The 19,559-nt window shown below is 33.1% G+C and carries 17 protein-coding genes; 2 read left to right on the top strand and 15 right to left on the bottom strand.

Annotated features, from left to right (window positions below; genetic code table 11):
• Positions 1-33: 33 nt before the first annotated feature.
• The 4 genes from NNH57_RS10655 to gcvP all read right to left on the bottom strand — a co-directional run bounded on the left by NNH57_RS10655 (position 34) and on the right by gcvP (position 5,407).
• Positions 34-564, bottom strand: coding sequence for a class I SAM-dependent methyltransferase (locus NNH57_RS10655; RefSeq protein WP_074409038.1), 531 nt, complete (start codon positions 562-564; stop codon positions 34-36).
• Positions 565-648: 84 nt separating this feature from the next.
• Positions 649-1,707, bottom strand: coding sequence for a 3-oxoacyl-ACP synthase III family protein (locus NNH57_RS10650; RefSeq protein ID WP_074409037.1), 1,059 nt, complete (start codon positions 1,705-1,707; stop codon positions 649-651).
• 226 nt (positions 1,708-1,933) lie between these two features.
• Positions 1,934-2,299 carry a group III truncated hemoglobin gene (locus NNH57_RS10645; RefSeq protein ID WP_024772068.1) on the bottom strand — a complete coding sequence of 122 codons (366 nt, stop codon included), beginning with the start codon at positions 2,297-2,299 and terminating at the stop codon, positions 1,934-1,936.
• 252 nt (positions 2,300-2,551) lie between these two features.
• Positions 2,552-5,407: an aminomethyl-transferring glycine dehydrogenase gene (gcvP, locus tag NNH57_RS10640; protein WP_108807690.1), complete on the bottom strand. Its 2,856-nt coding sequence runs from the start codon at positions 5,405-5,407 to the stop codon at positions 2,552-2,554.
• Between the two features lie 137 nt (positions 5,408-5,544).
• Here gcvP and NNH57_RS10635 point away from each other — a divergent pair, with 137 nt between their 5' ends.
• Positions 5,545-6,375 (top strand): UbiA prenyltransferase family protein, encoded by an 831-nt coding sequence (locus NNH57_RS10635; protein WP_108807691.1) that lies wholly within the window; start codon positions 5,545-5,547, stop codon positions 6,373-6,375.
• On the opposite strand, the gene NNH57_RS10630 is transcribed toward NNH57_RS10635, so the two are convergent.
• The 8 genes from NNH57_RS10630 to NNH57_RS10595 form a co-directional block, all read right to left on the bottom strand.
• Entirely contained in the window at positions 6,368-6,625 is a 258-nt protein-coding gene (locus NNH57_RS10630) for a hypothetical protein (RefSeq protein WP_074409034.1), read from the bottom strand. The two genes, NNH57_RS10635 and NNH57_RS10630, sit on opposite strands and share 8 nt — an antisense overlap.
• Positions 6,626-6,680: 55 nt before the next feature.
• Complete coding sequence (locus NNH57_RS10625) at positions 6,681-6,929, bottom strand: hypothetical protein (protein ID WP_074409123.1); 249 nt, start codon at positions 6,927-6,929, stop codon at positions 6,681-6,683.
• Between the two features lie 5 nt (positions 6,930-6,934).
• Positions 6,935-7,489 carry a sigma-70 family RNA polymerase sigma factor gene (locus tag NNH57_RS10620; protein ID WP_025666410.1) on the bottom strand — a complete coding sequence of 185 codons (555 nt, stop codon included), beginning with the start codon at positions 7,487-7,489 and terminating at the stop codon, positions 6,935-6,937.
• A gap of 99 nt (positions 7,490-7,588) precedes the next feature.
• Positions 7,589-8,074: an SRPBCC family protein gene (locus NNH57_RS10615; RefSeq protein ID WP_108807692.1), complete on the bottom strand. Its 486-nt coding sequence runs from the start codon at positions 8,072-8,074 to the stop codon at positions 7,589-7,591.
• A 6-nt stretch (positions 8,075-8,080) separates the two neighbouring features.
• A complete protein-coding gene (locus NNH57_RS10610; protein WP_108807693.1) occupies positions 8,081-8,989 on the bottom strand; it encodes a TIGR01777 family oxidoreductase in 909 nt (302 codons plus the stop codon).
• A 13-nt stretch (positions 8,990-9,002) separates the two neighbouring features.
• On the bottom strand, positions 9,003-9,884 hold the full coding sequence (locus NNH57_RS10605) for an SAM-dependent methyltransferase (RefSeq protein WP_165944045.1): 882 nt from the start codon (positions 9,882-9,884) through the stop codon (positions 9,003-9,005).
• A 12-nt stretch (positions 9,885-9,896) separates the two neighbouring features.
• Positions 9,897-10,340: a hypothetical protein gene (locus NNH57_RS10600; protein WP_074409030.1), complete on the bottom strand. Its 444-nt coding sequence runs from the start codon at positions 10,338-10,340 to the stop codon at positions 9,897-9,899.
• A gap of 89 nt (positions 10,341-10,429) precedes the next feature.
• On the bottom strand, positions 10,430-10,933 hold the full coding sequence (locus NNH57_RS10595; RefSeq protein WP_074409029.1) for a GbsR/MarR family transcriptional regulator: 504 nt from the start codon (positions 10,931-10,933) through the stop codon (positions 10,430-10,432).
• Between the two features lie 615 nt (positions 10,934-11,548).
• Between NNH57_RS10595 and NNH57_RS10590 the strand changes: the two genes are divergently transcribed.
• The gene (locus tag NNH57_RS10590) at positions 11,549-13,930 is read left to right on the top strand and encodes a M20/M25/M40 family metallo-hydrolase (protein WP_108807695.1); all 2,382 of its coding nucleotides are present in this window, start codon (positions 11,549-11,551) and stop codon (positions 13,928-13,930) included.
• A gap of 1,114 nt (positions 13,931-15,044) precedes the next feature.
• Here the strand turns inward: NNH57_RS10590 and NNH57_RS10585 are convergent.
• From NNH57_RS10585 to NNH57_RS10575, 3 genes are all read right to left on the bottom strand, one after another.
• A complete protein-coding gene (locus tag NNH57_RS10585) occupies positions 15,045-17,066 on the bottom strand; it encodes a M3 family metallopeptidase (RefSeq protein WP_108807697.1) in 2,022 nt (673 codons plus the stop codon).
• A gap of 580 nt (positions 17,067-17,646) precedes the next feature.
• Entirely contained in the window at positions 17,647-18,132 is a 486-nt protein-coding gene (purE, locus tag NNH57_RS10580) for a 5-(carboxyamino)imidazole ribonucleotide mutase (protein WP_074409026.1), read from the bottom strand.
• 91 nt (positions 18,133-18,223) lie between these two features.
• On the bottom strand, positions 18,224-19,378 hold the full coding sequence (locus NNH57_RS10575; protein ID WP_074409122.1) for a 5-(carboxyamino)imidazole ribonucleotide synthase: 1,155 nt from the start codon (positions 19,376-19,378) through the stop codon (positions 18,224-18,226).
• Between the last annotated feature and the right edge of the window lie 181 nt (positions 19,379-19,559).

Genomic DNA, 19,559 nt, shown 5'->3' with positions numbered 1-19,559 from the left:
TTTTTTTAGGTTTTACTATTCAAAACACACACATTAAGATTTTTTTACTCGCTCTGCATATACAATATAGTATCTCGGCGTAAAAAGTCTTAATAGTGGTCGTAAACCAATCTTTTTAACAGGATGTGTCCACTTATTTCTTACTTTAATTTCCCAGCCGGCTTTTTCGAGTAACCAATCAAATTGCCAATCTTCAAATTCGTGGTAGTGCCTGTCCCATGGATCAGTTTTACTACGATAGGCAGGAGAGAACCATAATTTTAATGGGATAGAAGCAACTAGTTTATCTGCTTTAATGTCGCGTAAAACATTAAAAGGAGCGATAAGGTGCTCAAAAATTTCGAAGGCAGTAACAATTTGAATATTTTCTTTTTGTACAGCTTCTGTATTAAGGTCCAGATCTTCGCCAGAGGTATTTGATACTGTATACCCTTCTTTTTCCATAAACTCTACAAAAGGATTTCTAACACCCAAATCCAGAACAGTACCTGGAGCAGGGGTATTTTCTCTAAGAAATTCTAAAGTTTTTTGGTATCGCTGGTGAGGAAAATTTCCTTCGTACATAATAGTCAAATCAGTAATTATAGTGTAAAAATAGACAATTACTCAGATTACTATCTGTACATCTAAGAGAATTTTATAAAAGCTTTAAAATTGATATAAAAGAGTATTGATGTTCATCCCTGCGCCTACACTGGCAAATAGCAAAATATCTCCTTCTTTAATGGATTGGTTTTCTACTTTACCATTTAAAATAAGGTCATATAAAGTAGGAACAGTAGCAACACTACTATTTCCTAGCTTTTGAATAGTCATGGGCATAATGCCGTCGGGGACTTTCTGGTCATATAGATCATAGAACCTTTTTACAATAGCTTCATCCATTTTCTCATTAGCTTGATGAATGATAATTTTTTTGATATCTGTGATGTTAATATTAGTTTTATCAAGGCAGACTTTCATTGCTTTTGGCACTTGATTTAAAGCAAATTCATATATTTTTCTTCCATGCATTTTGATGTATCTCGTATCATCATTAGAGATGTTATTGTTTGTTTTTCCGAAGAATAAAAAATTACTTTCTTCAAGTGTATAAGAAGCACTTATAGAAGAAATTATCCCTCCGGGTTGTTTTGTTTTTTCTAGTATCACAGCTCCAGATCCATCAGAATAAATCATAGAATCCCGATCATGTTTATCTATAACACGAGATAAAGTTTCTGCCCCAATAACAAGACATTTTTGAGCCATACTACTTTTTATATATGATTGGGCTTGTATGACTCCTTCTATCCAGCCAGGGCACCCAAAAAGCAAATCATATGCGACGCAGTATGGATTTTTTATTTTTAATTTATGTTTTACTCTTGCCGCAAGACTGGGGACAGTATCAGCCTGAGAGGAGTTTTTGTCTACATTGCCGAAATTATGGGCTACAATAATGTAATCAAGGGTTTCAGGATCAATTTTTGAGTCTATAATTGCTTTTTTTGCAGAAAGAAATGCTAAATCAGAAGTGTTTTGATGGGTAGAGGCATATCTACGTTCTTCAATACCAGTGATTTTTTTGAATTTATCAATTATAGCGGTAGTGTTATGTTCTATTAAAACCTTGTTTTCAGTAAAGAATTGATGATTGGTAAAGTCGTCGTTTTTTTTAATTTCATTAGGAATATAGCTCCCTGTACCCGTTATTTTGATATTCATTGTACCCAATTATTTATTATAAATGGTAAGGTACATGATAAGAATTATTTTATTATGCATACATAATAGATACTACGATGCCCAACTTTTTTATGGATTTGATTAAACTCTGATTGTACATTAGAAAATTTATTATAATTTGAAACTATTGAGGAATATTTTACTGCATTTATCAACCTTCATAATATAGAATTTTAATGCATAACCCGGGTTTAGAACCAATAGATTATTCTATTTTTAATTGCATAACCGTTACAATAGATAAGGCTCTTGTTTTGATAAGGTGCGCTTTTTCTCCTTTAAAATTGCGATCTACTGTTTTGTGAAACAGTGATAACCAAGTATCGAAATGGATTTTTTCTAACTTTTTTTTACTGCTTAAATTTTTATGAATCTGCATCACATTCTTTTTGTAATTTCCTGTTCTAAATAATTGTTGTTCCCAAAAATCTGTAATTTCCGGAATATGTTCTTCGAGATTAATCTTTGCAATTTTGGTAAAAAAGATGCCAATTGCAGGATCTGCAAAAGCGTCTTTATAAAAGGCGTTCATTAAGAATTCTATGTCTTGCCTTGAAGTGATATCTTTCATCTGTTCTTTTTTATTATTTTTAGTTGTCAGATGGAATTACTCATCTGTTGATTACTTTTAATCAAGGTATTCGTGAATCTTTGATTTCACAATTGAACATTTCGGTTGGTATCAACTTTAATTGTTATGGTTCATTTCATAGGTTTACTGTGCAGTTTTAAAAATTACACTTATTTTCTAATCATAGTATGGTTAACGAAAAAGAGGCAACCATAAAGTCACCTCTTCATCATTTATGGGATAATAGATTTCTTAAGCTTCTGTTTCCATATACTCTTCAATAGGAGCACATGTACAAATTAAGTTCCTATCTCCATATGCGTCATCTACACGACGAACAGATGGCCAAAACTTATTATCGGCTACATATGATAATGGATATGCTGCTTGCTCTCTCGAATACGGGAAATCCCACGAGTCTGCTGTAAGCATAGCCATAGTATGTGGCGCGTTTTTCATTACATTATTTGGATTATCAGCGGTAGCTTCTGCTATTTCCTTACGTATCGCAATCATGGCATCACAAAAACGATCTAATTCTGATTTACTTTCGCTTTCGGTAGGTTCGATCATAATGGTTCCTGCTACCGGGAAAGAAACTGTTGGAGCATGAAACCCATAATCCATAAGTCGTTTTGCAATATCGGTAACCTCTATACCATTTGTCTTAAATGGTCTACAGTCTAGAATCATTTCATGAGCAGCTCTTCCTTTTTCTCCAACATACAATACATCGTAATGCCCATCTAAGCGTTCTTTGATATAATTAGCATTCAAAATAGCATATTGGGTAGCTTCTTTTAAACCATTTACTCCAAGCATGGTAATATATCCATAAGAAATCAAACATGCCAGAGCAGATCCCCAAGGAGCTGCAGAAATTGCAGTTATTGCCTGATTTCCTCCGGTAGTGATTATTGGATTACCTGGTAAAAATGGAACCAGCTGCTTTGCAACACAAATTGGTCCAACGCCAGGCCCACCACCACCGTGAGGTATAGCAAAGGTTTTGTGTAAGTTAAGGTGGCATACATCTGCGCCTATTGCACCCGGATTGGTTAAACCAACCTGTGCATTCATATTGGCACCATCCATATATACTTGTCCGCCATTATCATGAATAATTTGAGTGATTTCTCTAATCCCAGATTCATATACACCGTGTGTAGACGGATAGGTAACCATTAAAGCGGCGAGGTTATCTTTATATTTTAGTGCTTTTTCTCTTAGGTCATCTATATCAATATTACCTTCTTCTGTGGCTTTGGTAACAATTACTTTCATTCCTGCCATTACTGCAGAGGCGGGATTTGTGCCATGAGCAGATGAAGGGATCAAACAAATATTACGATGATGATCTCCATTTGACTCATGATATGCTCTAATTACCATTAATCCGGCAAATTCTCCTTGTGCACCAGAGTTTGGTTGTAAAGAGGTAGCTGCAAATCCTGTGATTTCTGTAAGCTGTTCTTCGAGTTTTTTTAGAACTTCTTGATATCCCTGAGCTTGATGTACTGGAACAAAAGGATGAATGTTTCCCCATTGTGGATCACTAAGAGGTAGCATTTCTGCCGCTGCATTAAGTTTCATTGTACAGGATCCCAACGGAATCATAGAATGATTTAATGACAGATCTTTTCGTTCTAATTTTTTAATATAACGCATCAATTCTGTCTCAGAATGGTAAGAATTGAATACTTCATTTGTTAAAAACTCGGTATTACGTTTTAGATTTTTATCTATGGTATTCGAATTATCAATTTCCTGAATAAGAGTATATTCTTTTCCTGCAACTTTAGCAAAAATTGATAGGATCGTATTTAGATCTTCAATTGTTGTTGCTTCATTTAAAGAAATTGAAACTGTTTCTGAATCTGGATAGAAGAAATTTACTTCATGAACTTCTGCGATTTCTTTTATTTTGGTTGCATCACCTTGTATGCGAATAGTATCAAAATAAGCTGTGTTAAGTTGATTGAAACCTAGTTTTTCTAATTCTGTACTTAATGTTACTGCCGATGTGTTAACTTTTGAGGCAATATAACTTAAGCCTTCCGGACCGTGATATACACTGTACATTCCGGCCATAACAGCCAATAGTACTTGTGCTGTACAGATATTAGAAGTTGCTTTATCTCGTTTAATATGTTGTTCACGCGTTTGTAATGCCATTCGTAAGGCACGACCTCCATTTAGGTCTTGAGTAACCCCTATAATTCTGCCAGGAATAGTCCTTTTATATGCTTCTCTTGTAGCAAAAAATCCAGCATGTGGGCCACCATATCCAAGAGGGATTCCAAAACGTTGTGTAGTTCCTACGACAACATCTGCATCAAAGCTTCCCGGGGATTTTAATGATACTAAACTTAATATATCTGCAGCTACAGCAACTTTGATTTCTGCTTGATGAGCTTTTTCTACAAAACCTGCATAATCATATACCTGACCCAATTTACCTGGGTATTGCAAAATAGCACCATAAAATTCGGTCGAAAAATCAAATTGCTGATGATCTCCTACTACCAATTGGATATCAAGAGGAATTGCTCTTGTTTGTAGTAAAGAAAGTGTTTGCGGTAATATTTCTTCGGAAACAAAAAACTTGTTTACATTATTTTTTTTCTGATCTCTGGATCGTACAGCAAATAACATAGTCATTGCTTCTGCAGCAGCTGTACTCTCATCTAATAAAGAGGCATTAGCCAGTTCCATACCTGTAAGATCACAGATCATGGTTTGATAATTTAGTAATGCTTCTAATCTACCTTGCGCAATTTCTGCTTGATAAGGTGTGTATGCAGTGTACCATCCTGGGTTTTCAAGAATGTTACGTTGTATAACTGCGGGTAAACTAGCTTCGTGATATCCTAAACCGATGTAGGTTTTGAATACTTTATTTTTTGCAGAAAGCTTTTGTATATGCGCAGAATATTCTTGCTCACTTAAGGCAAAATCTAGATTTAACGATTTTTTTAAAAGAATATCATCAGGAACAGTTTCATATACTAATTGTTCTAAAGAATCTGCTTTAATTGTGTTTAACATCTCGCCAAGATCTTTTGTTGAAGGACCTATATGACGTAGTTTAAAGGAATCGGTTTTCATAACGAAAAAAAACAGTTGAAATTGAGATTTCAAAAATACATATTTAATTGCTAAAACTTTCACAATTAATTAACCTAGACCTATCAAGTTTTTAACCAAATTCGGGTTTTGTTAACACATAACCCCTAATAAGTAACGTGAAAACCTTAAAAAGCATATTCAGATTCTATATTAACGGCAGTATCCATGTTGCTTTAGCTATATGTGCTTTGGTGCAAATTACTTTTATTAAATATGGAATATCTGGTCAATTTATCTATATCCTTTTTTCTTTTTTAGGTGCTATTACGGCATATAATTTTGTGAAATATTCTAAAGTCTCTAAACTTTACCACAAAAGATTGACCAAATCGATGAAAGGGATTCGTGTCTTAACCATTTTGAGTTGCGTGTCTTTTATCTATCTTTCGTTTAGAGTGTCGATTAATACATGGATCTATATGGCACCGTTTATAGTACTTACTGTTTTGTATGTTGTTCCTGTTTTTCCTAACAAAAAGAACTTAAGGAGCCTTGCAGGGGTAAAAATCTTTATTATCGGAATGGTTTGGGCTGGTATGACTGTATTGGTCCCATTAGTATATGTTAAAGGAAATCTGAATTTAAATTTTTTAATAGAAATGATTCAACGGTTTTTATTTATTGTGGTTATGATGTTACCTTTCGAAGTGAGAGACTTGCAGTATGATGATGTAGCTTTAGAAACGATTCCGCAAAAAATAGGAGTGACAAGAACCAAGCTTTTTGGTAGTATTTTATTGGTTATTTTTTTATTATTAACTGCTGTAAAAAATGAGTTATTATCTTCGATAGAAATTTTGAGTACTATATTGATAACTACAATAAGTTTATTCTTTTTATGGGGAACAGATAAGAAACAATCAGAATATTATTGTTCTTTTTGGGTAGAGAGTATTCCTATAATGTGGTTAATAATCCTTGTTATTCTCGAGTCTTTATTTAGTTAATCCTCTTTGTTATTTCTTTTTTCATTGCTTCCTTATCTGAAGCGCTGATTGACTGTGTTGTAGATTTATTAATGGTTTTTGTAAGTTTTGTGTTTTTTTTGGAATACGCTCGTGTTACTTTACAATACACCAGGCGAATATTAAGTTTTATTATTTCGAGAAAAGAAGCTTCACCATATTGATTTTTATCACAAATATGTTTTGCTTCTTCGCAGGATACAAATACTTTATTCTTATTCGTAGTTTTCATTATACTATATGGGTAATTCTTTTATTCGAGGGCATTATGCTATAACTATTCAGGGTTACATTCTTTGCTTTAATCGTTCTTTCATTGCTTCTTTGTCAGAACGGTTAATACTAATCACTTTTGGGCTTTTTACCAATTTGGTTAATTTCATATTTTTTGCAGTGTACTTTCTGCATGCTCTACAATATATTAAATGTATGTTCAGCTTTACTTTTTCCCAAAAAGAAGCTTCTTTATACTGATTTTTGTCACAGAAGTGATTTGCTTCTGAACAACTTACTATTATTCCCTTTTTATTACTCATTTTTCCTAAAACCAATTTTTTTCTAGACATTCGGCCATAGCTGTACGTGCTCTATGGATGATCACCCATAAGTTAGACGCAGTGATATCAAATTCATTACAAATAGCTTCAGTATCGAAACCTTGTATTGTTTTTAATTTAAAAATAACAGCTTGTTTTTGAGGCAATTTTCCCATACAATCATGTATGGCTAGACCTAACTCTTCGTTTTCGATCTCACCTTCTGCATTGCCATCAAAAGGATCTGCTACACGTTCTTCTAACCAATCGCCTTCAGTTTCAGAATCAGAGGTATAGTTCATTCTTACCTCTGCTTTACCTTTGTTACTATTAATTTTACGATAGTGATCGATGATTTTTCTTTTCAGAATAGAAATAAGCCAGGTACGTTCACTAGCTTCGCCTTTAAAATTTTTCATGGATTTAAGTCCGGCAAAGAATGTTTCCTGTACTAAATCTTGGGCAATTTCTTTATCATCAACTCTTACAATGGTATAGTTGAATAGGTAATCACTGTACTTATCCACCCACATATTTGGGTCTATGGTATTTGTTGACATTATATTTCCTGTTGTTATATTCACCAAAAATAGGATAAAAAGTTGAATCTTATAGGCGCTTTAACGAATCAGTATTTTGTGTCTATTAATATTGAATCCTTACAAATAGTTATTATGATGCGATTTTACTACATTTTTAGATTCTAAATACAGTTTTATAGATTGATTGCGAGCAGAAAGAAATTGAGTAAGATGTTTTTTTAGGACTAGATTATCAAATAATTTACCTAAAATACCGTAGGGTGTTTCGTATTCGAGTATATCGATCATTTCTGTTCCAAATGCTGTTTTGTAAAAAATGTGTTGATGCTTAAAAAACTTAAAACATCCTTTGACCATTTCATCGGTAAAATTATTCGGGGATTCATACTCGGTAATTATACTTTTGTGAATGAGATAAATTCCAAAATGTAGCCCTCTCCAGGTAACCGTTTCTCCTAATTCGATTAATCCCGAAGTTTTTCCTGCAATAGCTTTTTCTTTAGTCTTGTTTGCCGATATCATGTGAAAGTCAATACTCCTAGCTAAATCAAATACTTCTTTAACCGGAGTTTTTATTTGAGTTGTTAGTCGTATAGTTGTCATAATTTTCTAAATAAGTGAAATTAATGCTGGTTTAAGTTCGGGATACAAGAACTGAAATCCATTATTCATAAGTTTTGAAAGAATTACATTTCTACTTTTGAGTACAAGTTCGGTTTCTGTGTTAATAATTCTTGCTCCAAATTGAAGTATTGGTTTTGAAATAGGAACTCCGAAGGGGATTTTCATAACTTTTCTAAGTGTTTTCATAAAGACTGAATTGGTTACGGGTTTAGGTGAAACAATATTTATCACACCTTCAATGCTAGGAGTATTTATAATAAATTCGATACTTCTTGCAAAGTCTATTTCGTGTATCCAGCTTAATTTTTGATTCCCATTACCTTGTTTTCCCCCTAACCTAATTTTGGTTAAATTAAGAATTGATGGTAAAGCTCCTCCCTTTTCTCCTAAGACAATAGAGGTTCTTAATGCAATTTTTCTGGTTTTAGGAGTTTGTTGGTTGAAAAATGTTTTTTCCCATGATGTAGCAACATCAACAGAAAAACCAGTTCCTATTTCTCCATCAATTTCATCCATTTCTTTATCTAAAGAATGTCGATAGATAGTTGCTGTTGATGAATTTAACCAGATTTTGGGAGGGTTTTTGCATTTACGTATACCTTCTCCCAAAATAGAGGTTGAAGTCACTCTTGAATTTAAAATAAGATCTTTATTCTTTTGAGTATATCTACAATCTACCGATTTGCCAGCTAAATTGATTACTATTTCTGCATTCTCTAGTTCATGTATCCAATCCCCAGAGGTTTTTGCATTCCAATGAATAAATTGAACATTATTTTCTGTTCTACTTTTTCCACGGGTTAGAATTATAATAGATTCTGCTTTCGTTTTAAAATATGCTACGAGTACTTTACCAAGAAAACCTGTCCCTGCTGCTATGACTATTTTTTTCATATGTTTTCTAATTTCATTTTTCTGCGGTGATTAAATAATATCCAAAACTTTTGATATGTAGACCAGAAAGTAGTGCGAATAGTGATCCTTTTAAGTTTTTCCAACTTTGTGGTTTTAGAGTTTCTTTTCTACATAGTTTTTTAAACATAAATCCTGTAATTGCAAAAGGAACATGTAGAACAGAAGGAGCAACTCTAAATGATACATCTTCGATATTTACATTCCTAAAACCTATATGTTTTAATGTCTGTTCTATTTTTTTAATACTTCCCAAACCTTCTAGACTCCATCCTTTGCAAAGTTGTTCGTAGCAATAATTACCACCGATACATAATTGCTCTTTATTTATTTTTAAGAACGCATCGGCTATCACTAATTTAGAGCCTGGCTTTAGTATTCTGTATGCTTCTTGTAAAGCCTCTTTACTATGCCCAGAATGACAAAAACTTTCTATAGCATAAGCTCCATTTACACTATTGGTTTTGAAAGATGTATGGCAATAGTTTTCTTCTAAGATCAACCCATTCTTATGTTGTAACCTTTTATTTCCCTCTCTCACCTGAAAAGAAGAAAGTGTTACACCAATGATATGCAGTAGAGGATATTTTCTTAATCCATACTGTATAGCGCCACCAATACCACATCCCAGGTCTGCTACAAGTGAATTTTGTTTAGGAACCTGTAAGCGATCAAAAACCTGCTGATTCATTTCGTTAAGCATTGAATCTCTTTTTAGAATACTGGTTTTAAAAGGAGTATAGTATCCAAAATGCATATTGAAATCGGTACTCCAGAACTCATAATCTTCTGTTGCTTCATCATAAAACCTGATTATTTTTTCTTTTGTAGTAGATTTTTTAAGCCTTAGTTTGTGCAATATGGTAAGTGTACTCATGATGATATAGTTTTAGTAGAGGTTAAAAAAACCAATACAATTATAGATTAACAATAAAGTATAAACAGTGGCAAAAAGGACAAATAGGCAATTCATAACATAGCTACCTATTTTGAATATCTTTTTCTTTGGTATTTCATACATAGGATAATATGCAATTTGGGTTGCAACTTTACCAACCCAGTACGCTGCAATTAGTCCAGTTAATGCAATTGCCAATTCAGATTGTTCCTTAAGGTGAGAGGTAAGTAGGATTGCTATTAATCCAAAAGAAAAATTAAGACCTTGGATATATCTTCCGTACGTTTTTGCAATTTCTTGATTGAGTGGCTTTAGCTGCTTTACATCGGTATACCAATCAAATACTTTATGTCTTATATAGGGATATATTACTGCAGTGAATATTTGACCGATGCCTGCTGTAATAATCAACCAGTTTGGAATATTGAATTTCATGTTTTGTTAATTTTAAAGTTTCAGAAAAAATTGAAACTATAATTGAAAATAAAAAGGAGAACGCCTCCTTTTTTGTTTACTGTGCTTTTTTATTTAATTAATTTCACCAATGCTTTTGTGATCCAGTTATGATCCTGACCAATAACTCTATTCATTAAAACATCTAATGTATCAGCCATTTCATGTAGTGCTTTAGTTTGTTTTATTAATTCTTTGGTTTTTGCGGTTCCATCTTCATCAATGTTCGAAACATCTTTTAAGATTTTAATAGTCGGTTGTAACTCTCTTCTACTTCTTTCTTTGGCGATTTGTCTTGCCAGTTCTTGTACATCCTTCTCTGAAGTGAAATATTCTTTTCGTTCTCCCATTTTATTCTCTTTAAAAACAATACCCCAATCCATCAATTGTCGTAAATTCATACTGGTGTTGCCTCTAGAGATTTGTAATTGTTCCATAATATCTTCCATAGAAAGAGGTTCTGGAGATATTAATAATAAAGCATGGATCTGTGCCATTGCTTTATTGATGCCCCATAAGGTTCCTAAAGATCCCCAGGTAGAAATAAACTTATTTTTTGCTTCATCATAATTCATATTGCAAATATATAAAAAATTTTAAACTTTCAAAAAATATTGAAACATTGAAGACGATATAGCCCAAGTCAATAGTATTTTGATGCGATGTTTTGGCTATAATATAGCCAAAAGGTGTACTAAATTGTGTTTTAGGACATCTTTTCATTGATTTAGGACATGTATATATTGTCTAGGTAGGACTTTTTTGATAGTTTAGTTTACTTAATACACACAAAATCAACTTATGAAACTTAATAACCTACTTTGGAGCATTTGCTATGTGACTTGGGATTCCTCCCGATCTTTGCAATCGATCTATAACATCACTTTACAAAAAGAACTTATTACTATCAAGAGGTAGGCTATAGATTTTAGGTATCACTTTAATCTTTGGTGGTACATATATAGTCTGGTAGAAATAGGTTTATTTTTACTATTGATGAGTGAATGATATCATATTTTATAGATGATAATTTTTAAAAAGCATTCACTTATTACCTTCTTCATAACGGATAGATTATTACGGATTTACCTTGATTATTCTATGATTAAACGTCTTTTGTTCGACTTTGATATTATGTACTTTAGCTACTACACAAACACAAATTATAAACTCAACAAACTAAACTAACGATGAGAAAACTAAATCTATTTTTTTTAGCGGTATCGCTAAGCGTATTAACGTCATGTATTTATGCGCAGGAACGATCAAAAATGTTTCATGCGACGATGGATACTCAGGACGCATTGAAACTAAAAAAGAATCATCCAAATGATGTAAAAATTATTAAGTCGGTTAACGAATATAGTGCCGTAATGTTGAATGAACATTCGGCAGAAGAACTACATCACACAGGATTAAGGCATGGGCCAGGGTATTTTTACGAAACTTCAGAAAAAGCTGCTATAGAAGCAATAGTAAAAGCTAATTCAATTCAAAAATCAAAAAATCAATCCTTAACAAAAGCAGCAGTTGCTTTTGAGATTACTCAGGATCAATTAGTAAATCAAAGTTTAGGGTTGGTAAATAACACTAATATTGATAGACAAATTAAAGAACTTGAAAATTATGGTACCCGGTATCATACTAAAGCTAGTGCAAAAAGAGCTTCTACAGATTTAAAAGCAAAATGGGAAGGACTTGCCGGTAATCGTAGTGATGTATCGGTTAGACTTGTAAATCATTCTGGTTCCCAAATGCCGTCTGTTATTATGACGATTACCGGTACAGAAAAACCAAATGAATATGTGGTTTTAGGAGGACATTTGGATTCGACATCACCGAGTAATCAAAATAATGCCCCGGGAGCAGATGATAATGCTTCTGGTATTGCAACGATAACTGAAGTTGCCAGAGTGTTGTTTAGTATGAATTACAAGCCAAAAAGAACGGTAGAGTTTATGGCATTTGCTGCAGAAGAAATCGGTTTGGTTGGGTCTAAAGAAATAGCAAGAGATTATAAGAATCGTAATGTAAATATAGTGAGTTATGTACAATTGGATATGACCAATTATAAAGGGTCTACAAATGATATTTTTATTACAACCGATTCATATAATAGTACTTCTTTAAATAACTTTTTAACTAGATTAATGGATCATTATAATGCTTCAGGAACACATAAAATTACATATGGTACTTCTGCTTGTAACTATGGATGTTCTGATCACCATAGTTTTGCACAACAAGGATATGAAACAGCATTTCCTATTGAAGCTAAATTTAGAGAAAGTAACCCTAAGATTCATACTTCTGGAGATACATCATCTAACTTTCCTACTGCGAATGCAACACATGCTGCCAAATTTGCAAAATTAGCTTTAGAATATCTTATAGAAGTTTCTAATGCGGGTGGAGGAACCCCCCCAACAGGTTATTGTGCCTCTAATGGGCAAAAAACATCGGATGAATATATTGGTAAAGTTGCTTTAGGAACAATAAATAAAACCTCTACCGCAGGAAGCGGGGGCTATAGTGATTTTACAGCAGAAACTACTAACCTCTCTAAAGGAACATCTCATACCATTACAGTGACACCGACATGGGTGGGAAGTACATATGATGAAGGGTATGCAGTATGGATTGATTATAATCAAGATAAAGATTTTGCCGATTCTGGAGAGTTAGTTTGGAGCAAAACAGCTTCAAAAACAACACCAGTAAGTGGTAGCTTTACCGTACCCGCTAGTGCAAAAAATGGAAGCACAAGAATGAGAGTTTCTATGAAATATAATGCGATTCCTACTGCTTGTGAGTCTTTTGAATATGGAGAAGTAGAAGACTATACTGTTGTTATCGGAGGATCTGGCGGGGGAGATACTCAGGCGCCTTCTACTCCGGCAGGATTATCCTCATCAAATGTAGCACAAACTACTTTAACACTATCATGGACATCTTCTACAGATAATGTAGGTGTGACCGGATATGATGTGTATAAAGGAAATACGGTTGAAACTTCTGTTTCTGGAACCACAGCTAGTATCACAGGGTTAACAGCTAGTACCGCCTATACATTTAGTGTAAAAGCAAAAGATGCTGCAGGTAATGTATCTGCTGCAAGTAATGTGATAAATGTAACTACCACAGGAGGAAGCAGTGATCCTTGTGCTGGTGTTGCACCGTATAACTCTTCTACAAATTACCAACCTGGAGATCGAGTAACGTATCAAGGTAATCTTTATGAAAGAACTAATAATAATGGTTGGACACATATCGGACCTTGTGGAGGTCTTTTTGCAAGAAGTTCTGCTGTCGATTTATTATCTGATGATAGCTTGTCTTTTGATTTTTACCCTAATCCTGTAACAGAAAGTCATATAGAGATTACTGTTAATAATGAATTATGGAAATCAGGAAGTGTGTTGGTTGTAGATGTAAAAGGAAATATTGTACGAGAGATTAGGCTTAAAAATAAAGTTACTCAAGTCAATACTTCCAAATTTTCTACAGGAGTATACTTTTTGACACTTTTTAATGGATCAAAAAGTGCTACAAAACAGATGATTATAAAATAGTTATAACATATCAACTCATCTTAACTTTTTTCTGTTAGTGAGAATAAAGTTAAGGTGAGTATATTGATAACTACAGTATGATAGTTTTGTAAACTTGATTACAATAGAACCAAACTATTATGGCATTTAGAACCTGTTAAGAAGAGATTTTTTCTTATAAAACTTTGTTTTACTTATTTTGAGATAGAACAAAAAAGAAACTATAAATGCACAAAAAATAATAGAAATTACTCAAACAATATATCTAATCCTAACACAACTGTTAGAACTCTAAATAAGGTATCCAAATTCGTCATAATTCAAGGAGAAGTATATTCTTCTTAAAAACAAAAAAAGCAGATACATTAGTAAAATGTGTCTGCTTTTTTATTGTTAAAATACCTCTATTGTTTGCCCCAAGAGATCAGAAATTCTGTAAAGCATAGATATCTCACACTTATGAGCTCTTAAAAGAACAAATGATCTATAACATTAATAAAGGACAATCAAAGAGGTATTAACAAAATTGTTTAAAGGCGCATATTTCAGTTTTATACAAAGAAAAATAACAGCATGACATATTATTAGGACAATCAGAATCAGAATTACATTCTGTATACCTACCGCCGTTAATACTTTTTTGCTGAGTTTTACTTAAGACCTTTCCTAAATTTAAAATTGTTTTTTTCATTTTTTACAATAATTTAATTAATATGAATTTGGTATAACACTATTTAATTCTAAAAATCCACAGCTATTCTTGAGCTTTAATTTTAATGCGCTTTAGTTCAAAAAAAAGAATAATATTTTCATCCTTATACCCTGAAAACAGGGTTTTGGGATTTCCAATATGTAAAATGGATTTAAGAGACTTTATTATTACTCAATCACGTAAGTATAAAGGCTTATATAGTATTGTGTTCATATTTATGAAAAGGAAATATTGTACAAGAGATCAGGCATAAAAGTAAAGCTGTCTAAATTGATATTTCAAAGTTTTCTGACGGAGTGTGCTTTTTGGTAGATCAAAAAATATACAAAGAAGACGATTATAAAGTGATAATGAAGGATGTTATTAGATTTGCCAAATGGGTCTGTTGCAGTTTTTAGCTTCAATAGACCCATTTGGTATCTTTTATTTAATTAATCCTGCTCGTTTTAATAACGCTTCAGGTTTAGGTTCTTTCCCTCTAAAACGCTTATAAAGAGTCATAGGGTTTTCTGTACCTCCTTTAGATAACACATGATCTTTAAACTTGGTAGCGATTTCACGATTAAAAATTCCATTTTCTTTAAAATATTCAAAAGCATCTGCATCTAATACTTCTGCCCATTTATAAGAATAATACCCTGCAGAATACCCTCCTTGAAAAATATGCGAAAAAGCTGTACTCATACAGTTTTCTTCTACATTTGGGTATAGAGAAGTTGCCGAAAAAGTAGTTTTCTCATGTGTTTTTACATCTTTTATATTGCTTGGATCTTGTGCATGCCATGACATGTCAAGTAGTCCAAAACTCAATTGACGCAGTGTAGCCATACCTTCCATAAAGGTTGCAGATTCTTTAATCTTTTCGACCAACTCCATTGGGATTACTTCACCTGTTTCGTAGTGTTTTGCAAAAAGCTCTAAAGCTTCTTTTTCATAACACCAGTTTTCCATGACCTGGCTAGGTAATTCTACAAAATCCCAGTATACACTAGTTCCCGACAAACCGGGATAGGTGGTATTGGCTAGCATACCATGTAATGCATGCCCAAATTCATGAAATAGTGTTGTTACTTCATTAAACGTTAATAAAGATGGTTTACTAGGAGTAGGTTTGGTGAAGTTGCAAACAATAGAAACATGTGGCCTTATATTTTCCTCATTTTTCCTCATTTGTGATTTATAGGATGTCATCCATGCTCCATTACGTTTCCCTGGTCTGGGATGAAAATCGGCATAAAACAGTGAGACAAAATTACCTTCAGTATCTGTAACACGATACGTTTTTACCTCTTCGTGATATGTATCTACATCATTGATTTCTTTAAATTGAAGCCCAAACAGTTTATAAGCTACAGTAAAGACTCCGTCGATTACATTTTCTAGCTTGAAATAAGGTTTCAGTTTTTCATCATCAAGATCAAAGAGCTTTTGTTTTAGTTTTTCAGAATAGTAAGCTCCGTCCCATTTTTGCAATTGATCAATTTCATCTAATTCTTTTGCATAAGACTGTAATTGTTCAAATTCTCTTTCTGCAGCAGGTTTGGCTTTCTCCAAAATTTCATTTAGAAAAGAAAATACAGTATCAGGAGTTTCTGCCATTCGTTCTTCCAAGATATAATTGGCATGAGAGGAGTATCCTAAAAGAAGAGCACGTTGATGCCTAAGATTTGCAATTTTTAAAACGATTTCCTGGTTGTCAAGGTCATCGTTGTGAAATCCCTTGGATCCAAAAGCAAGAGCTAGTTTTTTGCGCAACTCTCGATTATCGGCATAAGTAATAAAAGGAATATAGCTTGGGTAGTCCAGGGTGATTAACCACCCTTTTTTACCTTTTGCTTCTGCCATAGATTTAGCTGCTTCCTTAGCTCCTTCTGGTAAACCAGTTAGATCAGATTCGTCGGCAAGCAACATCTCAAATTTATTAGTCTCGGCCAAGATGTTTTCGCCAAACTTTAGGCTTAGTGTAGAAAGCTCTTTATCAACCTCTCTTAGCTTTTCTTTTTTTTCATCAGGAAGATTGGCTCCATTTCTCGAGAATGATTTGTATCTTTTTTCAAGAAGTCTGGACTGTTCTGGATTAAGATCTAATGATTCTTTTTGTGTATACACTACTTCGATTCTCTTAAACAAGTCGAGATTAAGTGCTATGTCATTACTAAATTCAGAAAGTAAAGGAGAGGCTTCTTGTGCTATTTTTTGAATTTCCTCATTAGTTTCGGCACTATTTAAATTAAAAAAGACACTGGTAACTCTATCCAGTAGTTCTCCGCAATATTCTAATGCCTCTATAGTATTAGAAAATGAAGGTGGTTTGGAATTAGAAACTATTGTATCAACTTGTTTTTTGGCAATAGAAATGCCGTTTTTTATAGCCGGTAAAAAATGATCTGACTTTATTTCTGAAAATGGTGCAGCATCAAATGGTTTTAATAGTGGATTGTTCATTGTGTATTAATGATTTCTTCTTGTTTTTTTATATTATATGTTCTTACATCGGAAAAAACAGCCTTTTATCGAAAAACGTTCCCAGGTTCTAGGTGTTTTTCATTAAACTAAATTTTATACCAATAGATTTGATTAGGTTTATTAGTATGGTCTGGTATTTAGAATAAAAGATTATTTTTATTTGGGGTATGAATATAAATAATTGTTCTAATGCAAAGACCAAATATATCGAAAGAGCTGCATTTTGCAGCTCTTTTGTCTTCTATTTTTCACTAAAAAATGGGTTTTTGAGCAAAAAAACTGCTTTACTGTCTGTTTTTTCGATCAAAAAAACGTTAAAAAAATCTTAATTATTGTTTTTTATCGATGAAATTGGTATTTCATCGAAAACTATGAATATTTTAGCATTACTTTTATTGTGTAATTAAAGTAAGGTTTTACCTTTGTTGTAGGTTTTAAGAGTAATGGTCTTACGATGAATTTTTTGTGTAATATATTTAAGTTGGTTAATAAATATTGTTATATTCTTTTGTAAGGCCTGATATTCAAAAGAGTCACTGAAAAGTGACTCTTTTTTTTGTTATTTTTTTATCTGCTTAGCACCTTCGATTACTTTTTGCTTTAATCCTTCTTTATAGATTAAGATTTTATCTAAAACACATGTATCACTTGCACCTATAATTTGTGCTGCCAAAATACCAGCATTGAGTGCGCCATCTAAAGCTACAGTAGCTACAGGAACTCCACCGGGCATTTGCAAAATTGATAAAACAGAATCCCATCCATCGATAGAATTACGTGATTTAACAGGAACGCCAATCACTGGTAGGGGAGATAATGAAGCCACCATCCCAGGAAGATGAGCAGCGCCACCAGCACCAGCTACAATAACTTGTATGCCTCTGGTATGGGCATTTTTGGCATAATCAAATAATTTTTCTGGGGTACGATGTGCCGAAACAATATCTACTTCGACTTCGATATCAAAACCTTGTAATACTTCGATAGCTTTTTCCATTACAGGCATATCACTAGTACTACCCATTATTATTCCCACCTTGCTCATTATAGTATTTGTTATTGTTAGTATTTGTTTGTCAAAAATTAGTAATCATAATAGAGTATGAAGGTATATAAAATAAGTTTCTACACCTCTATTAGCTAATTACTTGTATTGTGTTTTTTACTTTTTCAGCTATTTTTCGAGCTTCATCTATGTTTTCATGAACTATAGTAACATGCCCCATTTTTCTATAAGGACGTGTTTGTTTTTTACCATAAATATGAGGAGTAACACCCTTCATTTTCATGATTTCTTCTATATTTTTATAAATAACATCTCCTGTGTACCCTTCTTGACCTACCAGATTGACCATAATACCACCTACTTTACTTTCTGTAGCTCCCAAAGGCAAATCTAGGATAGCTCTTATGTGTTGTTCAAATTGATTAGTATAGCTGGCTTCGATGCTATAATGTCCACTATTATGTGGTCTTGGAGCAACTTCATTTACAAGAATCTCATCCTCTTGTGTTTGAAACATTTCTACAGCCAGTACTCCTACATGCTCAAAAGCTTTAGACACTTTCTCGGCAATTTTTACTGCTTTTTGCGCAATTTTAGAATCAATTCTGGCTGGGCAAATCACATATTCTACCTGGTTGGCCTCTGGATGAAACTCCATCTCTACCACAGGATAGGTTTTGATTTCTCCACTAGGATTGCGAACAACAATTACAGCTAATTCATTTTTGAAATCAACTAAATGTTCTGCAATACATTCTGTATCAGGAAGTTTTGCTAAGTCTGCTCCGGATCTAACAATCGAAACACCTTTGCCATCATATCCTCCTTGCGTACTTTTCCAGACAAATGGAAGTTTGATTCTATTATTGGTAATTCCTTCGGTAAGGTGAGCCTTATTAGAAAATCGGGTAAACTCAGCAGTAGGAATTTTGTTTTCCTCGTAAAAAAGCTTTTGTTTCCCTTTGTTTTGTATTTTTTCCAGAGTTTTTGAACTTGGATAGACTTTCTTACCTTCTTTCTCTAGCTGAACTAAAGCTTCTAGATTTACAGTTTCAATTTCAAAAGTGAGTACATCTACCTTTTTTCCAAAATTATATACAGTCTCATAATCCATCAAATTACCTTGTTGAAAATGATCGCATGCAATTTTGCAAGGAGCATCTTGACTTGGATCGAGGACATATGTTTGGATGTCATATTTTCGGGTGTCATAAAGCATCATCTTACCTAGCTGACCTCCTCCTAGTATTCCTAACTTAAAGTTTGATGAGAAAAAATTTGTCATTTTCGGGGTTTCAAATTTATCATAAAATGCAAAAATAATTTTTTCAGAAGGAATAACCACAATAATGTAAGGTAAATGCAATAAGTTAACTATAAGAAAGCTTATTTGGGTGATATGTGTTTTTATTTGATGATGATTAAACCTATACTAATCTGTATTTGTATAACAACCATTTTGACCT

The sequence above is a fragment of the Aquimarina spinulae genome, from assembly GCF_943373825.1.
Classification (GTDB): domain Bacteria; phylum Bacteroidota; class Bacteroidia; order Flavobacteriales; family Flavobacteriaceae; genus Aquimarina; species Aquimarina spinulae.
Note: the sequence above shows the minus strand (reverse complement) of the source record. Positions and strands in the feature narration are given on the sequence as shown.